Source organism: Colwellia piezophila ATCC BAA-637 (assembly GCF_000378625.1).
Lineage (GTDB): Bacteria > Pseudomonadota > Gammaproteobacteria > Enterobacterales > Alteromonadaceae > Colwellia > Colwellia piezophila.
The window spans coordinates 94,126-115,573 of sequence record NZ_KB905167.1; the positions used below are offsets into that span (position 1 = coordinate 94,126).

General features: G+C 38.3%; 20 protein-coding genes. 5 read left to right on the top strand and 15 right to left on the bottom strand.

Annotation, left to right across the window (positions count from 1 at the left end; genetic code table 11):
- Positions 1 to 48: 48 nt before the first annotated feature.
- From leuA to gmd, 4 genes are all read right to left on the bottom strand, one after another.
- A complete protein-coding gene (leuA, locus tag F580_RS0114265) occupies positions 49 to 1,626 on the bottom strand; it encodes a 2-isopropylmalate synthase (RefSeq protein ID WP_019028417.1) in 1,578 nt (525 codons plus the stop codon).
- Between the two features lie 424 nt (positions 1,627 to 2,050).
- Entirely contained in the window at positions 2,051 to 2,779 is a 729-nt protein-coding gene (locus F580_RS0114270) for a DUF1796 family putative cysteine peptidase (RefSeq protein WP_019028418.1), read from the bottom strand.
- A gap of 41 nt (positions 2,780 to 2,820) precedes the next feature.
- Entirely contained in the window at positions 2,821 to 3,792 is a 972-nt protein-coding gene (gene fcl / locus F580_RS0114275) for a GDP-L-fucose synthase (protein ID WP_019028419.1), read from the bottom strand.
- Between the two features lie 69 nt (positions 3,793 to 3,861).
- Positions 3,862 to 4,989 carry a GDP-mannose 4,6-dehydratase gene (gmd, locus tag F580_RS0114280; protein WP_019028420.1) on the bottom strand — a complete coding sequence of 376 codons (1,128 nt, stop codon included), beginning with the start codon at positions 4,987 to 4,989 and terminating at the stop codon, positions 3,862 to 3,864.
- 248 nt (positions 4,990 to 5,237) lie between these two features.
- Here gmd and F580_RS0114285 point away from each other — a divergent pair, with 248 nt between their 5' ends.
- The gene (locus F580_RS0114285; protein ID WP_019028421.1) at positions 5,238 to 6,119 is read left to right on the top strand and encodes an alpha-1,2-fucosyltransferase; all 882 of its coding nucleotides are present in this window, start codon (positions 5,238 to 5,240) and stop codon (positions 6,117 to 6,119) included.
- A gap of 88 nt (positions 6,120 to 6,207) precedes the next feature.
- On the opposite strand, the gene F580_RS0114290 is transcribed toward F580_RS0114285, so the two are convergent.
- From F580_RS0114290 to F580_RS0114300, 3 genes are all read right to left on the bottom strand, one after another.
- Positions 6,208 to 7,071: a glycosyltransferase family 2 protein gene (locus tag F580_RS0114290; protein WP_019028422.1), complete on the bottom strand. Its 864-nt coding sequence runs from the start codon at positions 7,069 to 7,071 to the stop codon at positions 6,208 to 6,210.
- Between the two features lie 98 nt (positions 7,072 to 7,169).
- A complete protein-coding gene (locus F580_RS0114295) occupies positions 7,170 to 8,063 on the bottom strand; it encodes a glycosyltransferase family 2 protein (protein WP_019028423.1) in 894 nt (297 codons plus the stop codon).
- Between the two features lie 153 nt (positions 8,064 to 8,216).
- The gene (locus F580_RS0114300) at positions 8,217 to 9,767 is read right to left on the bottom strand and encodes a capsule assembly Wzi family protein (RefSeq protein ID WP_019028424.1); all 1,551 of its coding nucleotides are present in this window, start codon (positions 9,765 to 9,767) and stop codon (positions 8,217 to 8,219) included.
- Positions 9,768 to 9,994: 227 nt separating this feature from the next.
- Between F580_RS0114300 and F580_RS24585 the strand changes: the two genes are divergently transcribed.
- Together F580_RS24585 and F580_RS0114310 are read left to right on the top strand one after the other, a co-directional pair.
- Complete coding sequence (locus F580_RS24585) at positions 9,995 to 11,110, top strand: glycosyltransferase family 9 protein (RefSeq protein ID WP_019028425.1); 1,116 nt, start codon at positions 9,995 to 9,997, stop codon at positions 11,108 to 11,110.
- The gene (locus F580_RS0114310) at positions 11,107 to 12,195 is read left to right on the top strand and encodes a glycosyltransferase (RefSeq protein WP_019028426.1); all 1,089 of its coding nucleotides are present in this window, start codon (positions 11,107 to 11,109) and stop codon (positions 12,193 to 12,195) included. The genes F580_RS24585 and F580_RS0114310 overlap by 4 nt, the downstream gene beginning before the upstream one ends.
- A gap of 108 nt (positions 12,196 to 12,303) precedes the next feature.
- On the opposite strand, the gene F580_RS0114315 is transcribed toward F580_RS0114310, so the two are convergent.
- Positions 12,304 to 12,909: a TIGR04211 family SH3 domain-containing protein gene (locus tag F580_RS0114315; RefSeq protein ID WP_019028427.1), complete on the bottom strand. Its 606-nt coding sequence runs from the start codon at positions 12,907 to 12,909 to the stop codon at positions 12,304 to 12,306.
- A gap of 300 nt (positions 12,910 to 13,209) precedes the next feature.
- Between F580_RS0114315 and F580_RS0114320 the strand changes: the two genes are divergently transcribed.
- Together F580_RS0114320 and F580_RS0114325 are read left to right on the top strand one after the other, a co-directional pair.
- The gene (locus F580_RS0114320) at positions 13,210 to 14,832 is read left to right on the top strand and encodes a CYTH domain-containing protein (protein ID WP_019028428.1); all 1,623 of its coding nucleotides are present in this window, start codon (positions 13,210 to 13,212) and stop codon (positions 14,830 to 14,832) included.
- Between the two features lie 23 nt (positions 14,833 to 14,855).
- The gene (locus F580_RS0114325) at positions 14,856 to 15,800 is read left to right on the top strand and encodes a L,D-transpeptidase family protein (RefSeq protein ID WP_019028429.1); all 945 of its coding nucleotides are present in this window, start codon (positions 14,856 to 14,858) and stop codon (positions 15,798 to 15,800) included.
- Between the two features lie 44 nt (positions 15,801 to 15,844).
- Here F580_RS0114325 and F580_RS0114330 read toward each other — a convergent pair whose 3' ends face one another.
- The 7 genes from F580_RS0114330 to F580_RS0114360 all read right to left on the bottom strand — a co-directional run bounded on the left by F580_RS0114330 (position 15,845) and on the right by F580_RS0114360 (position 21,447).
- Entirely contained in the window at positions 15,845 to 16,102 is a 258-nt protein-coding gene (locus F580_RS0114330) for an Lpp/OprI family alanine-zipper lipoprotein (protein ID WP_019028430.1), read from the bottom strand.
- Between the two features lie 113 nt (positions 16,103 to 16,215).
- Positions 16,216 to 16,557: a hypothetical protein gene (locus F580_RS0114335; protein WP_019028431.1), complete on the bottom strand. Its 342-nt coding sequence runs from the start codon at positions 16,555 to 16,557 to the stop codon at positions 16,216 to 16,218.
- A gap of 51 nt (positions 16,558 to 16,608) precedes the next feature.
- On the bottom strand, positions 16,609 to 17,250 hold the full coding sequence (locus F580_RS0114340; RefSeq protein WP_019028432.1) for a hypothetical protein: 642 nt from the start codon (positions 17,248 to 17,250) through the stop codon (positions 16,609 to 16,611).
- Positions 17,251 to 17,341: 91 nt separating this feature from the next.
- A complete protein-coding gene (locus F580_RS0114345; protein WP_019028433.1) occupies positions 17,342 to 18,031 on the bottom strand; it encodes a PspA/IM30 family protein in 690 nt (229 codons plus the stop codon).
- Between the two features lie 60 nt (positions 18,032 to 18,091).
- Positions 18,092 to 18,505: a YjfI family protein gene (locus F580_RS0114350; RefSeq protein WP_019028434.1), complete on the bottom strand. Its 414-nt coding sequence runs from the start codon at positions 18,503 to 18,505 to the stop codon at positions 18,092 to 18,094.
- Between the two features lie 153 nt (positions 18,506 to 18,658).
- Positions 18,659 to 20,410 (bottom strand): polyamine aminopropyltransferase, encoded by a 1,752-nt coding sequence (locus F580_RS0114355; RefSeq protein WP_019028435.1) that lies wholly within the window; start codon positions 20,408 to 20,410, stop codon positions 18,659 to 18,661.
- 134 nt (positions 20,411 to 20,544) lie between these two features.
- Complete coding sequence (locus F580_RS0114360; RefSeq protein WP_019028436.1) at positions 20,545 to 21,447, bottom strand: DUF350 domain-containing protein; 903 nt, start codon at positions 21,445 to 21,447, stop codon at positions 20,545 to 20,547.
- Between the last annotated feature and the right edge of the window lies 1 nt (position 21,448).

The following is a 21,448-nucleotide window of genomic DNA, read 5'->3' on the forward strand; positions in this document are numbered from 1 at the left end:
CATACGCGTTCACATGTAGGCGGGATTTTAATCGCGCTTGTTTAATGTTTATTTTGCTAATTTTAAATCGGCAATAGTCATCGCTCTATGGATACTGTTTAGCGCATGAATTAATGCTTGCCCAGACGCTTCAATAACATCAGTTTCTAAACCGTAACCATGGAAGTTTCTACCTTGCCAAGTAATGACTAAATCAGCTTGGCCTAAACCATCTTCACCTGAGCCTTTGTTTGATATTTTGTAATCACTGACTTCAAATTCGATATCAACACTCTGCTTAATAGCTTGATATAGTGCATCAACTGGTCCATTACCTGTTGCTGCCTGTACTTTACTGTTGCCGTTATCGCCTTCTGCCTTGCTGCCAGAGATAAGTTTGATGCTGGCAGTAGCAAATTCACCGTCACCACATTGCACATTAATGGTGTCTAATCGGTAAAAATCTTGTAAATCTTTTTGCTGCAACTTAAATACTAAGGCTTCTAAGTCATCATCAAATACTTGGCCTTTTTTATCCGCTAGCGTGATAAAGTCACTGTAAAGTTCCTCAATATCATAATCAGACTCTTGATAACCTAAACTTGCCATACGGTGTTTAATGACATGACGACCGCTGCGTGAGGTAAGGTTCAATTTGGTTTTAGCAATGCCGACACTTTCTGGTGTCATGATTTCATAAGTATTGCTGGCTTTTAACATGCCATCTTGATGAATACCTGAGGAGTGACTAAAGGCATTACCGCCGACAATTGCTTTGTTTAATTGCACCGGCATATTACATACAGTACTGACTAACTTAGATACGCGGGCAATTTCTTGATGATTGATATTGGTGTTCAAACCTAACAAAGCTTGACGAGTTTTTATGATCATCGCCACTTCTTCTAAAGAGCAGTTACCGGCACGCTCGCCAATACCATTAATGGTACATTCGATTTGACGGGCACCTGCTTGCACTGCCGCCATAGAGTTAGCAACTGCAAGACCTAAGTCATTATGACAATGTACAGAAATCACCGCTTGGTCGATATTCGGCACACGATTAAATAAATCAGTAATGATGCCTTGGAATTCAAAAGGCAGAGTATAACCTACGGTATCAGGAATATTTACTGTGGTGGCACCGGCTTTTATGGCACTTTCTACCATGCGGCATAAATTATCAATGGGCGTGCGGCCAGCATCTTCACAAGAAAACTCGACATCGTCGGTGTATTTTCTTGCATGCTTAATCGCATGTACTGCCATGGCTTCAACATCGCTAAATTCTTTACGTAATTTTTGTTTTACATGGACATCAGAGGTAGAAATAAAGGTATGGATACGAAATTGTTCAGCAACTTTTAGCGCTTCGCCACAGGCGTCAATATCGGCTTCAACAGCGCGCGCTAAACCACAAACACGAGCATTTTTTATCACACGAGCTATTTGTTGGACCGATTCGAAATCACCAGGTGATGATACAGGAAAGCCTACTTCCATAACATCGACCCCTAAACGTTCGATAGCTAAGGCAATTTGCAGCTTTTCGTGTACAGATAAGCTAGCATTTAATGCTTGTTCTCCATCGCGTAAAGTGGTGTCAAAAATAATGACTTGGTCATTGTTAACTTGTGGGATGCTCATGTTTTTTGTCCTTTAAAATCTGATATCTACGGTAAAATTTTCACTATTAACTGCGGACATAAAAAAACCCGCGATTGTTAGCGCGGGTTTTAATTAATTTCTACTTAGTTCTTAATATTTAAACTGTTGAAGAAGCAACAAAACCTAGCCGCGCATGGTGAGTGCGAGCAGGAGGTTAGTTTTAATGTACTTAATCAATTTAGTCATTTTTGTTTCGTTAATTAGTATTTGTGTAAAAATTCACAAAAAGCTGATAAATATTCTATTTAAGAGAAAACTATTCAATATACTATTAATAGCGCACTTGGCTTAGCAGTGTCAATGGATAAAAGGTAATATGATAGTTAATTATTCAAGGTTGAAATTACTAATAGATCGATGACGCTAGCCATGAGTAGGTACTGAGCTTTTTACTTTGGCTCTGCTAAGTTTTCTTTAGCCCTAAAAAAACTTTAAATTTATCCAACGTACTCGGTTTAATCATAGGGCTATTAAGTTGCACCTTACGCTCTACTAATGCTTCTTTTATTACCGTTCGATCCCATTCCTTTGTTTTGCCTTTTATTTTTGCTGATTCAAAGTCAATAAAATGATAAAAAACGTCAGGTCTTTTATCTTGCTCTTTAATTTCATCGGCATGAAAAATTAGCAGATCTATATTGCCCTGATATTTGTTATTGCAAAAGTCTTTAAGCTCATAACAATGAGTGATGGAATCTTGTTGGTTAAAAAAATCAGCGTCTCTTTTTTCATGCTCTTCATGAGTATTATCATTATGAAATGGTGCTTTCATGTCCCAACGAATCAACAATACTTTATCTGCGTTTAATGATTGTTGCAGGGCGATAATTCGTTTTTGGTAAGTGGCAACTCTTTCTTGTGACCAATGGTGCTCATGCATAAGGCCAATTTGGTATTGGGTGTTTAATACCCATGGAGACTCCTTACCCTTCTGGGTAAAACTGATCTTATTTTGGCAATTTGAGAGTGAAAAGAAATCATTGAAATCATTTTTAAACACTGCAAGGACTGCTTGCGCGCTATTTAGAGTCCAATCTAGAGGCAAAGCTTCTTGTCTTAAATCTAAGTCTCTAAGGGCTTGCGCAACTCTGCAGTTAGCACCAATAGGTATGATAGTGTCGTATTTCATCATATTGACTCCTTATGCCGTGGTGGAATTATTCACCATGAACGTTATGCACCCTTTATTGTTGTTTGATTATCAACAAACCATTGATAAGCCATTTTCAAACCATCTTCTAATGATACCGAGTACTGCCAGCCTAGGGATTTAAGTCGGTCGACATTCATTAATTTTCGTGGTGCACCATCGGGTTTTGTGGCATCAAAAACGATTTCCCCTTGATAACCAACGACCTTAGCTACAGTCTCCACTAACTCACGAATGGTACAATCAACACCTGTGCCGACATTAATATGGCTTAACATGGGCTGAGTGTTATCATCATAAATATTTTTATCTAAATTCATCACATGAATTGATGCTGCTGCCATATCATCGACATATAAAAATTCACGCATCGGTTTACCACTGCCCCAAGCCACTACTTGTGCATCTTGCTTTTGCTTAGCTTCATGAAAACGACGTAATAAAGCCGGAATAACATGACTATTTTCTGGGTGAAAGTTATCAAAAGCACCATAGAGGTTCGTTGGCATAACACTACGATAATCTCGTCCAAATTGGCGGTTATAACTTTCACAGAGTTTAATGCCGGCAATTTTAGCTATCGCGTAGGGTTCATTGGTTTCTTCTAAAGGATCGGTTAATAACGCAGATTCAGCCATAGGTTGTTGAGCGAGTTTAGGGTAAATACAGGATGAACCCAAAAAAAGTAATTGCTGAATATTTGCAAGATGCGCACTATTAATGATGTTGCATTGGATCATTAAGTTTTCATAAATAAAATCGGCTGGGTAAGTATTGTTAGCAACAATACCACCCACTTTAGCCGCAGCTAAATAGACTTGATCGATCTTTTCAGTTTGAAAAAACTCAAGAACAGCTTGTTGGTTGTTTAAATCTAACTGCTGGCGTGTGCGGGTAATAATCTTTATGTTATTAACTTTACTCAGTTGGCGGACAATAGCTGAGCCGACCATGCCATTGTGGCCCGCGACAAAAATGTGTGTTGTGTTATTCACAAATACCTCTTAGAGCTCTTTTATCTTGAGCGAGCACGTACTTTACTCGCTCAAGGTTATTGTTGATTATTAGCTTTCCACTGTCACTGCAATGTCATAGCCATGATCTTTTAATATGGCATGTTGCTTAGCTTTATTGAGATCATGCGCCACCATTTCTGCACACATCTCTTCAACGGTGATTTCTGGCGTCCAACCTAATTTTGCTTTGGCTTTTGAGGGGTCACCTAATAGGGTTTCTACTTCGGCAGGACGGAAATATCGCGGGTCGACTTTTACTATAACGTCACCGACTTTTGCTGCTGGCGCATTATCACCAGAAATTGAAGTTATCGTGGCAATTTCATTAAGGCCTTCGCCAGTGAATGCTAATTCAATACCAACTTCTTTAGCAGACAACTTAACAAATTCACGAACACTTATTTGCTTGCCTGTGGCAATAACAAAATCATCCGGTTGTTCTTGTTGAAGCATCATCCATTGCATACGCACGTAGTCTTTTGCATGTCCCCAGTCACGTAATGCATCCATATTGCCAAGATACAAACACTGCTCTAAACCTTGTGAAATACTAGCTATGGCACGGGTAATTTTTCGGGTTACAAAGGTTTCTCCGCGGCGCGGCGACTCATGGTTAAATAAAATACCATTACAAGCATACATGCCATATGACTCACGGTAATTAATTACTATCCAGTAAGCATACATTTTTGCTACTGCATAAGGAGAGCGCGGATGAAATGGCGTGGTTTCAGTTTGCGGTATTTCTTGCACTTCCCCATAAAGTTCAGAGGTAGATGCCTGATAAAACTTTGTCGTTTTTTCCATGCCTAAAAAGCGGATTGCTTCTAATAAACGCAAAGTGCCCATGGCATCAACATCGGCGGTATATTCAGGGCATTCAAATGAAACGGCTACATGAGATTGAGCGCCTAAATTGTATACTTCATCTGGCTGAACATCCTTTAATATACGGGTAAGGTTTGAAGAGTCAGTTAAGTCACCATAATGAAGAAAAAACTTTTGATTTTTTTGATGATTATCTTGGTAGATATGATCAACTCGCTCAGTATTCAATGATGAGGCGCGACGTTTGATTCCGTGCACTTCATAACCTTTTTCTAATAGCAGTTCGGCTAAATATGACCCATCTTGTCCTGTGATGCCGGTAATTAGAGCGATTTTATTTTTTGACATGACCGAAAGTCCTAATCTTAAGAGTTATTAAAAGCAAAGCTGTTTAAGCTTAATGACAATAATTATAAAGTATTTGGCATAAATAAAATATAGATGATCTAGCTGTTTGTTTGTATGTTACAAAAATTTAATCGCTTAATATTAAGTGCTTAAATTCGCATGAGCAGTAATGCTCATGATAAACTCATCAGTAATTACAAAGAGCCTTGTTGTTCTAAATATCACAATATAATCTATAAAGAGAATGTATGAAAATAGTTAAAATCGCTGGTGGTTTCGGTAATCAACTCTTTCAATATGCCTTTTATTTAGCATTAGATAAAAAATATGCTGAGCAGGTTTGTTTAGATAGTTTAGATATGGCGAAATATCGTTTACATAATGGTTATGAGTTGGAAGGTATTTTTAAACTTGATGCCCGTTATTGCACTGAAGAGCAACGTATTATAGTAAGAAAAGACAATAATATTTTTACCAAGCTACTTAGCAGTTTGAAAAAAAAACTAGGTAATAACAAAAATTATATTTTAGAGCCGAAACAAGAGCACTTTACTTTCCATGAAAAAAGCTTCGGTCAAGCCAATACACCTACCTACTATAAGGGCTATTGGCAGGATGTTAAGTACCTAGAAAATATTGAAGAAGAGCTGAAGTCTAGCCTTGTTTTTCCTGAGTTTGAACTTGGTAAAAACATCGAACTTGCTAATTTTATTTCCTCTAATTCATCAGTTTCTCTCCATGTTAGGCGTGGTGATTATGTGCAACATAAAGCCTTTGGTGGAATTTGTGATTTATCTTATTACCAACGTGCGGTAGAGCAAATAAATACCTTGGTAAAGGATCCTATTTTCATTGTCTTTTCCGATGATATTCAGTGGTGTAAAGATAATCTTAATCTTGAAAAAGCCAAGTTTGTTGATTGGAATATTGGCGAGAATTCCTTCCGTGATATGCAATTAATGACTTTGTGTAAGCACAATATCATTGCTAACAGTAGCTTTAGTTGGTGGGGCGCTTGGTTGAATGCGAATGATGATAAAAATGTCATCTGCCCTGATAAGTGGGTGCATTATACCAGTGCTACGGGCGTGTTACCGTCAGAGTGGATAAAAATTAAGGCGTCTGTTTAAATCATTATGCTATCAGATATTATAAATTAATGAATTTAAAAGAGAAAGCCGTATAACTTTAGTGTTATACGGTAAACTGGCTAAAATATTAGCTTAAAGAAGTAAGCCGCGTATAAGGCTTTTTATGAATTAATATATCTCGAATAATACGAGTATATTGTTTCTCACTGTTCTGTACACCGAAATTACGCATGGCACTACTATAGTCAGTGACATCATTTCGATAGTAATAAAGAGGTGAGTCAATAAAGCTCGCTTTTTCACCTGACATTTCTAACATGGGGTAAGAAAATGCCTTATCATCTACTCGTTTAATATATAAGCCTGAGTCATCATGCAAATCATTTGCTTTGATTTTTCGCCAGGCAAACCAGCGTTTGAGATTAAAACTCAATAAAGAGCGTTTTACTGCGTTCTTAACATCAAGCTCACTAACCTGAAATATATCCATATTTAACTTACACCAAAGTGCATATTTAAAGGTTTTTAAATGAGATGCTAGCCACTTGTTTTGTCGGTAGCTGTGCTCATCAATAACACTTTGTTTATAAGCCTTATTGTTTTTCTTACGTCCGGCTGAGCGAATGAAGCTGCCATATGTCATCCAACAGTCATCCTGCTGGTAGGTATCGGCTACAGTTTGTAATACATTTTTATCAAAGAGTCTATCATCGCCATCAAGCAGGATAATAACATCTTCAGGCGCAGCATTAGCGTAAGTAATACCATCGACAACATTACGAGTTTTGTACTTCTTTTCGGTATTAATAACAAAATTAAATCGTTTGTCACCGTTAATGGCATCATTAGCAAGGGTAACTGTCTTGTCGGTAGAAATATCGTCAATAATAACAACATTGAAACTTTGATAGGTTTGCTGCCTGAGCATATCAATGTTTTCAACTATCCACTCTTCGACGTTATACATGGCGATAATGAGATGAAACTTCATTTTACGAAACCTGTCTTATTTTTTTGAGTTTGCACCAAAGATCCTATGATTTTAAAAGCAATGGAAATGAGGGGGCATCAGAAAGTAGCTAAGGGCAGTTACTCTTGAATTCTTCTGATTTTACTTCTCACTCTGGAGGAAAAAGTATCTTTTTTGTATCGACCTTTGTGAACATGTCTAATTTGAAAAACACCGTCGACATCAATAGGTGTTCCTTGGGTCTCTAATAACCAACGAAATGCGCGATCTTCATAACACTTACACCAGTGTAGCGATTGGGTTTGATAAATGCTTAGTCCTTCACAATAACCAATAGCACGAGCAACATCGCCATGGACAATTTGAAAGGCGCCTTTGGCTTTATCACGTGAATGTAAGCTAAAATCTTGCGTTGCTATATTAACTATTTGTGGTTCGCTATCTTGACGAAGCATAGGATCATCTTGTGCCAACATCTCGGTAGTTCGTTCCTGTCTAGGGAAATAAAGGCTTTCCTGTTTTCCTTGTAGTTGCTCCGATAATGAGTCTAAACAGTTTTCATGAAAAATAATGTCGCAATCGGTATACCAAAGCCAGTCAGCTTGGCTTGCTCGTGCTGCCATATTACGGCCAATGGCGCGTCTGAATAATTTACTCTTTTCCAGCGCTTGGAAGTTCCAAGTGACATTTTTAACAGATTTTTTGCTAAAAAAGTCGAGTACTGCTTGGGTTTTTCCATCTTCGTTTCCGTAAAAAACGGTTACGGTAAGCGCACATTTTGTTGGTGGGTAATTAACAAAAGAGCTTAGCTGGTAGCTGAGCATGTTTGAATATTGCCAGCAATGGCTGATAATCTCTAACTTGAAATCGCCATTGACGGCTTTGCGTTGATTTTTTGTGGGCAATGCTGATCTAAACCAAGACGGCGGTAAAATTTTCTCGATAATTAGGCGAAAAAAATGAATGGCATAAGTGTTATACCAGCGAGGAGCGTAAGTTTTTATTGTTTTCATTTGCTAGTTCGCTTTTTAGTTATTTTAATTATCAAGTGATGGAGTATACCATTAATTTTATTTTTTTAATTAACTGTTAAATATTATTTACTTAGCAGTGTTTTATAGAACTTTTATGCCACTAAAATAAAAAAACCAAGTAGCTAACAAGGATTAAAAACGATATTCCCACTTCATATACATATCAAATTCAGTGCCGTCTTCATCGTCATTATCACTACTAAGGTTACTTTCATTATTAGCAAATTTAGAGTTAGTTACTATCACTCCCAGGGTAAAGCGAGAATCAAAGGCAATAAATTTATATTGGCCATCAAATTGCAAAACATCCTCAGCTACTTGCGATACGGTATTACCCATGTTGATATCATCAGGATATCGGTCACTATTATCGGTATTTAGTTGCGCTTTTCTAAACTTTAATTGCCAGCTATTGCCAGCTTTCGTTTGGATTAGAAAAGTAGCCACAAGAGTTTTGGCATCATTATCATAGGTTGAACCAATAGTACGTCGGTAATAACGATAACCAGACAGATAGGTGGTATGCTCATAATAACAATCTAAGGTTGGATCATCGCCATCACAGGCTACCTGGGTATCTGTGTATTCGAAATTGGCCAAAATACGTTGGTCAAACAAAGTAAAGCGAGTTTCAATACCATATAAGTCAGCTTTGTCGGTAATTAAACCGCCATCAGGTGAATCCTCACCTATCCTTTGACCATAGATTGCATAGGGTAAATCAAAAATCGTATCTGACCAGCGAGCATCAAAACCTGCTATATGATTACCTAATTTTGTAAGCAGGCTTGGATCACAAGTCGGCTCACCGCATACTTGGCCACCGTTGATGGCTTTAAAAAAGTCACTCATTGAGCTAGGTTGACCTTCACCGGCCCACTGAAGTGACCAAGAAGCGCCAAGCTCTAGACCTCTAAGTGGACGGAATGTGCCACGAGAACTCCACATCAAGGCATCCGGTACTTCTCGGCTTTCTTCTAACTTTGCCATTTGGGAAGTGAAGGTCCAAGGGCCGATCCAACTGAGCCAAGGTGTTTCAAAAGCATCTGAGTTATCACGGGTAATACTCAACGCAGGTAATGGTCTTGCGTTCGTGGTCATAATTAAATTGGTATCGATGCCAGGGCCCCACCAACGGTCAATTGCACCAGCACTGACTACCCAGTTTCCTAATTTATAAGCAAGGTAACTGCCGTCGAGATTGAAGTCACTACCTTGATTCAATTCCGGGTTGCCATCTAAACCTAGGCGATAATTAACTTCTAATTTACCGGCTAGGTTACCGACAAAAAACTCATCAGATAACTCAATATTACCTTGATCAAAATCATCATTACCATAACTGGTAAAACGTTTAGCGCTACTGGCTAAATAAATACTTTTCTTGGTGGTGTTTTGATTACTTGAGGCATATTTATAGCTATACCTTACATGGTTTAAAGCTTGCAGCTGCGCATCATTAAGTAAAGACGTATCAACCGATAAAATATCAGCTTTAATAGCGTTCCACATAAGTGGATAGGTTGTTACTGGCGCGGTAATTATGCCACTATCAGCCAGTAATTGAATATCACTTCTTAAAGCAAGGTCATCAGGCTCAACCCAAGGGGCGGCAAAGCTAGCTTTCGAAGGCGTGCATAAAATAAAGAGACAAACAATGACCGTAAAAGGCTTTAATAACATGGAGGTATCCTAACAAATGGGAGATATTATTGATGGAAAATATTGCAGCATAAAATACAAGGAGCTGCTAAAACAAAATTGCGCAGATTGTATCAGTGTTGGCCAATTAACTCATCTTTTGTTTAAAGTTAATAACAAATAAAAACACCGCTAGAAATTAGAGGAACAGCCTGTTTTCAGGTATCATGCCGCTCTTATTACTTCATCTATCTCTTGGTATATGTGTTATGGAACTTAACAGCGTATTATTTATTCCCGTCTCTTCATCTTCAGGTATCGGTGAATACATGCGCTCTTTGATTATTGCAAAGGCACTGATTTCACGCTGGCCTAGCATTAAAATTCACTTTATTTTAAATGAGCAGGTTGCTTACTTTAACGATTGCCCTTTTACCGTTCATGGTTGCAAAGCATCGCCGACAAAAGATCTAGCAACCGTTAACGCGGTAATGGCAGAACTTCGGCCTGATTTAGTGGTATTTGATGCTTCAGGTCGAGCTAGTCAGTTTAAACAAGCTAAGGCAGTTGGCGCAAAAGTTGCTTTTATTTCACAACATAATAAAAAGCGCAGTAGAGGCTTAAAGCTCAATAGATTATTCAATACCGATATCCATTGGGTAGCGCAACCTGATTATTGCCTTAAATCCTTAAGTTACTGGCAGCGCGCGAAGCTTAGCTTTTTTAAAAAAACAACCCCTAAGAATATAGGGCCAGTTTTTGAATTAAGTCGAATTGATTACCAAAACCAGTTACTTAAAAAATTCAGCTTAGTTAGAGAACAATACTTCATTTTTAATGCCGGCTCTGGTGGGCATATACTGGCAGGGGAGCTTGCCGCTGATGTTTATTACCAAACAGCCCTGGAATTTTATCGACAAACTAACGTTAAGTGTGTGGTGATATTTGGTAGTAACTACCCAAAAAAATTGCCAGAAGATAACCATATAAGCTGTATTAAGAACATCGATAATAAAGATTTCATTTCTTTGATTGCTGCAGCACAAGCTTGTGTCATCAGTGCCGGTGATACGTTGTTACAATGTATCGCATTGCACAAACCTTGTGTTGCCGCGCCAGTATCCCCGGATCAACCTGCGCGGTTACTTTTATGTAAAAATAAACAATTGGTACTTGCTGCTGCCCCAAGCAGCGAAAGTTTATTGGAAAATGCAATACGGCTAATTGATCAACAAGGTCATGACAGGCTTTCCCTCATTGATAATATGCAGCGACAGGCATCAGTTAATGCTTTAAAAGTAATTATTGAGGATATTGAGTTGCTCTTTACTAAGAACAAAAAAATTGTTGCTCAAAATAGTTGCACTCAAGGGAAAATCAAATGAAAAATATTGCCATAGTCATTGATAGCCTAACGGGTGGCGGGGCAGAACGAGTGATGATTAGTTTAGCCCGCGAAATGGTTGCCCAGGGACATAAAGTGACTATCTTGTCGTTAAGTAATCGCTGTGACTATGTTATTCCAACAGGTATAAGGGTGTGTTACTTATTTGCTCATAAAGCTTCCAAAGTGGATCGGTTTTGGCAAATTAAATCGAGTATTGCCAAGTTAGAAGCTTGGTTTACCAAAGAGGCGCAGCAATCATCGCCATTCCATTTGGTTTTATCAAATTTAGATCGTAGTAATAATTTACTGGCACAAAGCAACATTGAATCAGTTTATTATATTATTCATAGTAACGTTGATGCAGAATTGCAGCAACAAAGACGATTTGGGCCTTTAGCTTTTTGGTATTTGTTAAAATCGAAAAGAAATTTATCAGGAAAAAAATTAATATCAGTTTCTAAAGGTATCACTGAGGCTATTTGCCAAGGAGATAAGATATCACCGCAAAGTATTTGTACTATTTATAACCCGTTTGATATTCAACATATCCAAAAACAATCATTACTTACCTTCTCTGAAATCCCCCAAGAGCCCTATATAATACATGTTGGCAGGTTAGCTAGAGTTAAACGCCATGATATATTATTTATGGCACTTGCCAAGGTAACAGCAGAGGTAAAGTTGGTCTTATTGTGCAATAAACCTGAGAAAGCACTTAAATTAGCAGAAAAATACGGTGTTGCTGAGCGGCTAATATTACCTGGCTTTCAAGCGAACCCTTATAACTGGATAAAACAAGCACAAGCGTTAGTCTTAAGCTCGGATTATGAAGGTTTTGGTAATGTATTATTAGAAGCCATTGCTGTTGGTACTAAAGTGGTAAGCACGGCATGTCCTCATGGACCGGATGAAATATTAACGGGCCCATTAGCTGACTTCCTCGTACCAAGGCGTGATCCTGAAGCGCTCGCAAATGCGATAGATACCATTTTAAAGACTGATATTGCTCTAGCAGAAGCTGATATTCTTAATAAAGTTTCGGCAAAGCAGATTGCTCTGCAATATTTAGCGTTAGCTAAGTAAAATTATTATTTAAGCAATAATTAACCGCTCGTCTTTATGAAAAAAAATGCCTCAAGCAAAAGCTATGAGGCATTTATATTTATTGGATAATAAGTGATGAGTTTAAATTTATGACCAGTTTTCCATTGAACCTTTACGGCGAGAGAAGAATCGCGGCAGTATCAAGCCTAAAATCAAGCCAACACCTAAGACCATAGCACCGTTGAAGAACCATTGTTTCTTAATGTTAGTATCTTGGTCTTTAATTTTGGTGCGAGTTATTGCTAGTGTCGCGGTTATTTCTTTAAGCTCAGCTGTCAGCTTTTTCTTATCGTTAGTTAATAAGTTAACTTTACTTGATAACTCGTTCACCTCACCATCTAACTGGCTAGTAAAACTACTGCTATTAGCAATTTTCTTATTCAGCTCGGCAACCACAAAGCGAAGACCCGCTTGAGCAGTTACATATTTGCTTTCAACCCAAGTAGTGCGACTTTTATCATCGATTATTTCGCTATAGCCATTGTCTTTTGAGCCAGTAACTTTAATTTCGGTGCCTGCACTAATCGTGCTTATTATTCTATAGTTTGTGCCTGGACCGGCATGGGTATAAATGAATAATTCATCAGAGATAAATCCCTGTTTGTAGGTGTTCTCGGCAGCTTGAGCAGATAAAAATAGCGAGCTCAAAATGGTGATAGCAAGAAGTGTTATGACGTTAATACCGTTATTCATAGAAAACCAATGTAGTAAATAAATCAAGGAAGACAAGATACTATGTGTTTGCTGCTTTGTTGGCAAGCTAAGAATGACATCACTAGCGACAAAAGTGCGCTTTAGTCTTAGCCAGGTTTATCGATTGATCCCATAATCAATAGAGCTATTTTTTTAAAGCCAAATGTCACCTTAAATCGCTGGCTAGTTCAGCCTTTGGTCTATGTCAGTTTACTGAAATTAACAGATAATTCTCTATTGGCATATGGATGTACTAACGGTATGCTTGTTAAGTTATAGAAAAATACTTATTGGAAAATAATGGCTACAGAAATAGAATTAAAATACTCCTTACTTGAAAATGTTAATTTCGAGACAGCAGCACCAACAAATAAAATAATATCGCATCTACTCAACAGCGATGATATTCCCTTTTCCTATCAAAAAAAACAGCTCAGCAATAGCTACTTTGACACGCCTAACCTTACCTTACGACAGCATAAAATAGCTTTGCGGACTCGAGGTACAATATGTGCAGATGAAATTGAGTGCTTCGAACAAACGATTAAAACTTCAGGCACTGTCATTGCCGGTTTACATCAAAGGCCTGAGTATAATGTTGACATTGATAATGACAAACCTATTTTAGCATTATTTCCTAAATCTATATGGCAGCCCAATATTGATTGTCAACAATTGCAACAGCAGATTGTTGAGCTATTTTCGACTAATTTTACTCGTCATACTTGGTTAGTTGATATTGGCAACGCTCAAGTTGAAATCGCCTTTGATAGCGGTGAAATTGTCTGCCAGGGTTTTGAGCAAAAGCCAGCTATTTACGAGATTGAATTAGAGCTAGTGAATGGTGATGCTCAGGCGCTATTTATATTAGCTAAGCTACTTTTTAGTCAGTTATCATTACGACCAGGGCAATTAACGAAAGCGGCGCGCGGTTATGCGTTATATCACGAGAGTCTTAGAGTAAATAAGAAAGAAACTTATGCTGGTAAAAAAACTGTTGAGAGTGCTGAGTCAGTGTCACTCGCGGCGATTACCTTCCCCAAAAACACTAAAGTCAATAATGCCCTAAACTACGGCGTAGAATATATCTTAACTCTTTTACAAACCTGCGTTGATAGTTATGTCGAAGCACCGTTACTGACTACATTAAGTAAAGTAAGAGAATTACTTACCTTGTTAAGACAGGGCTTTTGGCTCTTTGATGACTTGTTGACCGATCAAGAAAAAGTATTGCGTAGTGAATTGAGTTATTTCATTCGTACCCTGCATTGGGTGGATAATGCGCTTTATATTGAACTACTTACTAGCAAGCAAAGCTCCTACCAAAAAGTAATATCGGTAAATAAAGAGCTAATCTCTAAGCTAGGGTTGGGACAGAGTAGTTACCCCAGTGAAACGCAAGTGTTGGCAATATTACACAGTGAACGTTTCAATAATTTGCAGTTAGACTTACTGGTATTATTACTCAAAAAAAATAGTATTGATGAGCAGGACGAGTCCAATTTACCATCACTGGTAAAATTTTCTGAAAAGCACTTAGCCAATAGCATCAATGGTTTGATCCATGAACTCACTAAACTGCCGCAGTCAGAGGGTTTTGAAAGCGCACAATATAGCTCAACAAAGCACTATTTAACCGCGCATGGTTTATTAATTCGTGCATTATTAACGACGAGTTGGTTCGGCTGTTTATTCGTTGTTCAAGAAAATAAAACCGTCAAAAAATTCACTGCTCCGTGGTTTGATATTAAGCAGGGTATTAGTGAACTACAATCATTACATGTATTGCAACAGAAACTACTTCACTTGCCAAAACCAGAAAAAAAATTAGCTTTATGGTTAGCAAATAAAAGTGAAAACTTAATTACTGCATTAGATCAATCTAAAGCTAAAGCTATAACGATGAAACCATACTGGTCATAGTTAAGATAAGAGATATAAAAAACATGAGCTTTATTAGCCACCGGTTACCCGCTTTGTTAAGCCTTATTATTTTATTGATATGTGTTAATCCAGTCAGGGCAAATCTTTACCAGATGGGCGATGTGCATCAAAGGTTGATAGGTGAGCCTTTGATGCATACGGTGGTTAAAGGCGATTATTTTCAACAATTGGCTGAGCAGTACAATGTTGGTTTTTTAGCATTATTGGCGGCTAACCCAAAACACGATCCGTTTCTCCTTAAGATCGGTTCGCAAGTCATTATTCCTAACCAAATGTTACTGCCTTTTATTAGCCGCAAGGGTATAGTGATAAACTTACCTGAATTACGGTTGTACTACTTCTTACCGCAAGAAAATAAAGTACTTGTTTTTCCTGTTGGTATCGGTAGGCAAGGGTTATCCACGCCATTAACCAGTACTGTTATTGGGGAGAAAAGGAAAGATCCTGTCTGGCGGCCGACACAAGAAATGCAAGAACGTCATTTTACTCAATATGGTAAGTACCTTGCCAAAGAAGTACCTGCAGGCCCGAATAACCCATTTGGTAAATATGCCTTACGTTTAGGGACCAGTGAATACTTAATTCATGGTTCTAATAAGCGTTTTGGTATTGGTATGCGTGCTAGTTCAGGCTGTATTCGGATGTATGATGATGATATTAAATGGTTGTTTGATAACGTGCCGCTAAACACTAAAGTTAGAGTTATTAATCAGCCGGTTAAAATGTCCTATGAAAACGGTGATAAACAATTAATAGAAATACATCAACCGTTGACGGATCTTGAGGAGACTAAAGGCAATGTCATCGTAACTAAGGCTTTGCAGCGTTTTGTTGGCAGCAAACGTGAGCACTGGCAGCAATTATTACCCATTATTGAAAATCCCCATGGTTTAGTGGTTGAATTATCTGGGCAGCCTAAAAATTCAGCCAATAAAAAAGCACCGTGAGGTGCTTTTTTATTGGCTTTCACTAGTAATACTAGTAAAGATGTTTATTTCTTATAGGATGCAACTACGTTATCAATACGCTCATTTGCGGCTTTTGCATCGGCTGATGCTTGCATTGCTGCGGCTTTAACTGCTTTGGCATCTGCGGCGGCAGATTGTTGCTGTGTTTCTAAATCAGCGACTTGAGCTGATAAGGCATCCACTTTATTGGAGAGTGAGCTAATGTTAGCATCAAGTGCATCAGTATTTGCACAAGCAGTTAGTGTTAGAGCTAAAGAAATTGCAGTGATTTTTTTTAACATAATGATATCCCAGTGACGTTATTATTATTTCCTGTTCATAGCAGTATGGCACAAAATAAAACTTTAACATAGAAGTTACATATTGAGATAAGGTGTTGAATTAAATACTGGTATTAGCTTTGATTTTTATCCGTGTTAGCTAAATTAATGTGTCTAATTAATTCTTCCATTAATTTTTTCTTAATCTCTAGCTGATCTTCTGCAGCTAACTGATACTTTTGTGCAAGAATCTCATAGTCGCTCGGCGCTAAACTTACCGTTAAACGAGGGCGTTTTGGCCTTGTGTTAATAGGGAGACCTAAAATATCACGAATTTTATCTGAGGGGCTTAAACCGGCATCAACTGCTTGCTTACGGATAGATAATTGGATTTTTTCATCCATATCAAAAGCAACTTGCACTGCTTTTATTGCTTTTACTGATGATTGCCATTTATCGGGGATCTTTCGTGCCATTGTCGGTTCCGAAGTCGTAGTTTAGACTGCTTGAGTTAATTGTTCTTTCGATTAGCTTCCTGGGTACATATCAATAATATCACTAAGCGGTCTAAATAAAGTTAAACATACCTCAGTATCACCATCTTGCCACACTTCAACATCAATACCTTTGCTTTGATCTTCATTAAATAGGCTATATAACTCGAATTGCTCGCCGCTATCTTTGCCTTCATAGGCCGATAGGTTTTCACTACGGTGATCTTTCCGGTGAAAGAATCCTACTTTAGCGAATACACTTTGCTGGTATTGCTCGCTACTCCACATTGCGGTGATGTCACTATCAGCTTTTTTATCGAGGAAAGCTTGCCCTGGTTGGTCAAAAATTTCAGCAAAACGGTCTAAATCAAATAACGTTTCGACATCTTCATGCTGAATTTTTAACGAAAGCTTAAGTTCGGAAATATCATCAACTTCTAATGATAAAAATATCTCTAGTGTGTTGGTACCCACTAAGGCCCACTCGGTTTGTACCTTATGTTCAAATTCGTAGCTGTTAACGGCTTTAACTTGGAATTCTTGACCCCGTAGTGATTCGGGTAGGGCAAAGCTGTCTGTTAGAACAATAATATCGCCAACGAGTAATTGATTAACCTCTGTTAATTTTCTCGGTTGCTCAGCTGATTTTTTAAATATCTTGTTAAAAAAACTCATAGGGTACCTAATTAATGTGTGCAATCGTAATAGTGTACAAAGCTATCAATAGAAAAGGTACCAGCTATTAACCGGTACCTTCTTAGCTAGACTATTTTTTCTTAGCTTTTAAACGCTCTAATACTGAGTTAGCGCTGTTATCTTGCGAGCCAATACCAGCCGCTTTTAACTGTGCTTGCAATGAGGTGTCAGAATCTTCTGAATCAAGCAGCTCTGCAGCTTTCATTTTATCATCAAACTTTTGTTGCTTCGCTTTGATGCGTTCTAATGAATCTTTCGCACTTAATAACTTAGAGTTGCTTGATGAAAAGTTATCGGTAATTGCTGATGTCGCTTTTTGTACACTTTCAGTGGTTTTAACCATAGAAAGTTGACGTTTATGTTCAGCAACTTGACGTTCACTTTTCTTAACTAAGTCTTTCAAACGGTCAGCGCTACCACTGAAACTATCATGGGCGTGCTGTTGATCAGCTAAAGTACTTTCTAAGTTAGCAATTTTTTCTGCTACGGCTATGGCTAAGGTCTCATCACCTTTTTCAAGCGCTTGCATTGCATAACCTTCATGTTCTGTAATTTCACGTGTTAAGCGATCAATCTCACGTTTTGCTGCCATTTGTTCAGCCATAACGCCAGTTAAGTCACGTTTAGCTTTGGTTAGGTGATGTTCTGCATCACGAATTTCTTGTTCAAATATACGGGTTGCATTGGCATCGATAATTGCTTCACCAGCTTCTGATGCGCCGCCGCGAATTGCGGTCATAATTTTTTTAAATATACTCATTAGTAACTCCACTTGTACCTAATTATGGGATGATTTATGGTGATCGTTATTAGTGTAAAACTAAAGTAAGTACTCACTCATATCATCAATAACTTCTACAGCATTATTACTTAATACTGCTAATTCATGCTCAACATCATCAAAACTAGAATTGATGGATAAAGCCCCAAACACCACATATTTATCACCAATTTTTGAAAATGATGACAAGGGCATAGGGATGTTCATTTCTAACATGCTCTCATGCATAGCATTAACGCATTCAGGTTTTACTTCGTCAGTACCCCATAAGTAGCAGATACAAAGGATTTGATCTTCGGTAACCGAGATAAAAACGGGTAACTCTTCACGGCCTAAAATGCTAATTTGCAGGACGTCAACTTCGCCAGATATTGGTTGGCAATCAAAGCTCATTCCTGTGTCTGAATTATCTGCCAAGCTGTTTAAGTGATCGGCTATAGTATGAATATTCATGTATTTCCTATCCTTCCTTTCTTTGTTGAAAAAGCAGATGACATATTATGTCGTCTGAGTTAAATTTAGCATCTTGACATATTATGTCAAGGTGTTTTTATAAACTAATTGTTATCGCTATGTATAAATTCTACATTAATTTTAGCTTAACCCTTAATTCAAGTCTTGTTGATCTTGCCACGCCTTTTGGTGCAACTGGTAAATAGTGTGGCTACCTAAAATGTTAATGCCGATATCTTCTTTATTTTGATAAAAATCATTAGGAAAAATAAAAGCCGCCTTTAATATAGCTAAATTTATCCATTGATGCGCTACGGGTAACTCACTGAGTTTGTTTAATCTTTTTAACGGGCTAGCGCCACTCTTCGAGGCAATAGTCCAACCCCATTCGCCAAAGGTAGGCACATTGTCGTGATATTGTTCAACATGGGTAAAATTAGCCGCTGCTACCGTTTTACCTATAGCAATAAACGAGTCTTTAGCGTGATATGGACTGGTTGATTGAATCGCGATTAAACCGTCACCTGCGAGTAGTATTTTCAGCCGAGCGTAAAAGTTCACGGAATAGAGTTTATTAAGATCAGGATGGCTAGGGTCTGGTAAATCGACAATAATCGCATCAAATACTTGTCGGTTTTTTATTAATTCATTGATGGCAATAAAAGCATCGGCAGGAATAATGGTCACCCGTTCATCCTGCAAACTGTGTTTATTAAGTTGTAATAATTGGCCAGCCAAACGCGGGTTTACTAATTCATTGGGCTGCTTGAATATATCTATTAATTCGCCATCTAAGTCGATTAAGGTTACCGCTTTAGGGTTGTATTTGAGTACGTCCCGTAGGGCTAAACCGTCACCGCCGCCAATGATTAAAATGTTGTCATGTCGTGCAGAGCCGGCCATGACTGGTGCAACTAAGTAGTCATGATAAATATGTTCATCAATCGAAGAGAATTGTAAGCGACCATTTAGGTAGAAGTTAATAATATTTTCTTGCTCAAGGCCCATATGACGTTCAGTAAAGGTTAGCTGCTGATAACGGGTTTTGTCGGTGTGCACCACTTTATCAAGGTAAAGTAAGCTATTCATTTGGTTAAGCCATTGATTACCATAGTTAAACATCAGCACAATGATTAAAGCCAATAAACAATGTAAACCAATAAATGTTTTTCGCCAGTGTAGGCGTTGCCAATAGCGCATAATAAAAAATGCACCCGCTATAAGGTTTAAACTCGCTGTTAATGCGGCGGCTTTACTGATATCTATACTCAGTAAAAACACTACCCAAATTGCCGCGCCAATACCTGCGCCTACATAATCAGCGCCATAAATAGTGCCCAAATTATTAGCAAGGTGCTGTTGATGTATCTGCTCACGAATTCGAGCAATTAATGGGATTTCCATACCAATAAAAAAGCCCAGGATCACGCCAAAAAAATACGGACTATTAATAGCTAGCCAGCTGAGTTGTTTGAACAGACCGCCTTGTGGTTTCATATCTGGCGGTAGTGATAGCATGTTAGCAATCAATTCAGGAAATATTTGCGTGATAGCAATTAAACCGCCAATAATTAAAATGGCACAGCTGCCAATTAGAGCAATAATAAGTTCAAGCCAGACAAAGCCATTAAAAGCACAGCGTACTTTTCGGGCTGCGAATGCACCTATACCCATAGACACTATCATCAAACCAATCATGGTATAAATGGTACTTTCCATCACGCCTAGTACTCGGCCAGCGTAATGAGATAATAAATACTCATAAATTAGGCCACAGCCAGCGAGCACTGCCATGATTGAAATGAGTAAGATATCATCGAGCAGATGGGACTTTCCTTGAGGTAAAGAGTCTCGAGGTGAAAGGTTTTGAAGTAAAGGGTCTTGCGGTGAAGTGCTTTGTGACATAGTGGCTAGTATTAGGACTCAGTGATTCTTGAGGGAAGGTTTAATTAACAGGTGATATGCGTTTTTGTTAATAGTTACCGCCAATACTTGCTAAGTATAAGCGGTAAGTCGTAGCAGCTAGTACTAACAGTCAGTTAAGCCATTAGCGCCGTTAAAATTAAGGCAATGGAAATACTGGTAGCCATTTCAATACTGGCAACACCAATATTATGCTGTTGATCAACCTCTTCAACTAAATTGATTCCCCAAAGTACAATGCTCTTAGCTATAGCGGTAAGTACAGCCACGAGTAAGGTCATCACTATGCCAAACACTAACCAACCAATCAAGTTAACCACTAAGGTCTCTGGGCTATATACTAGGAAGTAACTAGCGGCCGTTACGGCTAAAGCGGTACTGATCACTTGACCACTATAACGAATTGCCAAGGCAACTTGACCATTACTCAACGCTTCTTGTAAGCAATCTTCTTGGTTATTTTTAGCATATTGTCTTTCACGAAGTCGGGTGACAATAACTAACATGGTTTGTGCAACAAAAAAACCACTGGTGATGGCAATAAAAGTACTTAAATCTAAGCCATCAACCCACACTAAAACTGCGCGAATAACAATGGCCGTAGCAATAGCGCCTGCAGCGTCGATAATGCCAATACTCAGGTTTTGTTCTAGAATCAGTGCGTTTTTATCTAAATGTTGTAAAGCCACCTTGTCATGAATAATACGGCCAACTTTTATCAGTATTAAACCATAACCGCCATATGCCAACATGCCAATCGCTTCCATAGCATAACTACTTGCAGCTTCACCAGTAATAGCACCGGTAAGTACAATTCCTAACGCGAAAATGCTACCCGCTACACTGATACCAAAAGCGAAATTGTCTTCTTTTGCTAATTCTTCGGTGCTGTTCACTTGCGCGCTAAGTCCTGAAAGAAAGCGCATAGCCCCTAATAACAAAATGGCAATGGAAACATCGATAGCTAAATAAATAAATAAATCTTGATTAACACCAACGAGTTCGATGAATGTGTTCATA

Excerpts from the sequence above, each read along its gene's own strand:
- leuA (WP_019028417.1), bottom strand. The coding sequence starts at position 1,626 with ATGAGCATCCCACAAGTTAACAATGACCAAGTCATTATTTTTGACACC.
- F580_RS0114270 (WP_019028418.1), bottom strand. The coding sequence starts at position 2,779 with ATGATGAAATACGACACTATCATACCTATTGGTGCTAACTGCAGAGTT.
- gmd (WP_019028420.1), bottom strand. The coding sequence starts at position 4,989 with ATGTCAAAAAATAAAATCGCTCTAATTACCGGCATCACAGGACAAGAT.
- F580_RS0114285 (WP_019028421.1), top strand. The coding sequence starts at position 5,238 with ATGAAAATAGTTAAAATCGCTGGTGGTTTCGGTAATCAACTCTTTCAA.
- F580_RS0114290 (WP_019028422.1), bottom strand. The coding sequence starts at position 7,071 with ATGAAGTTTCATCTCATTATCGCCATGTATAACGTCGAAGAGTGGATA.
- F580_RS0114295 (WP_019028423.1), bottom strand. The coding sequence starts at position 8,063 with ATGAAAACAATAAAAACTTACGCTCCTCGCTGGTATAACACTTATGCC.
- F580_RS0114300 (WP_019028424.1), bottom strand. The coding sequence starts at position 9,767 with ATGTTATTAAAGCCTTTTACGGTCATTGTTTGTCTCTTTATTTTATGC.
- F580_RS24585 (WP_019028425.1), top strand. The coding sequence starts at position 9,995 with ATGGAACTTAACAGCGTATTATTTATTCCCGTCTCTTCATCTTCAGGT.
- F580_RS0114310 (WP_019028426.1), top strand. The coding sequence starts at position 11,107 with ATGAAAAATATTGCCATAGTCATTGATAGCCTAACGGGTGGCGGGGCA.
- F580_RS0114315 (WP_019028427.1), bottom strand. The coding sequence starts at position 12,909 with ATGAATAACGGTATTAACGTCATAACACTTCTTGCTATCACCATTTTG.
- F580_RS0114320 (WP_019028428.1), top strand. The coding sequence starts at position 13,210 with ATGGCTACAGAAATAGAATTAAAATACTCCTTACTTGAAAATGTTAAT.
- F580_RS0114325 (WP_019028429.1), top strand. The coding sequence starts at position 14,856 with ATGAGCTTTATTAGCCACCGGTTACCCGCTTTGTTAAGCCTTATTATT.
- F580_RS0114330 (WP_019028430.1), bottom strand. The coding sequence starts at position 16,102 with ATGTTAAAAAAAATCACTGCAATTTCTTTAGCTCTAACACTAACTGCT.
- F580_RS0114335 (WP_019028431.1), bottom strand. The coding sequence starts at position 16,557 with ATGGCACGAAAGATCCCCGATAAATGGCAATCATCAGTAAAAGCAATA.
- F580_RS0114340 (WP_019028432.1), bottom strand. The coding sequence starts at position 17,250 with ATGAGTTTTTTTAACAAGATATTTAAAAAATCAGCTGAGCAACCGAGA.
- F580_RS0114345 (WP_019028433.1), bottom strand. The coding sequence starts at position 18,031 with ATGAGTATATTTAAAAAAATTATGACCGCAATTCGCGGCGGCGCATCA.
- F580_RS0114350 (WP_019028434.1), bottom strand. The coding sequence starts at position 18,505 with ATGAATATTCATACTATAGCCGATCACTTAAACAGCTTGGCAGATAAT.
- F580_RS0114355 (WP_019028435.1), bottom strand. The coding sequence starts at position 20,410 with ATGTCACAAAGCACTTCACCGCAAGACCCTTTACTTCAAAACCTTTCA.
- F580_RS0114360 (WP_019028436.1), bottom strand. The coding sequence starts at position 21,447 with ATGAACACATTCATCGAACTCGTTGGTGTTAATCAAGATTTATTTATT.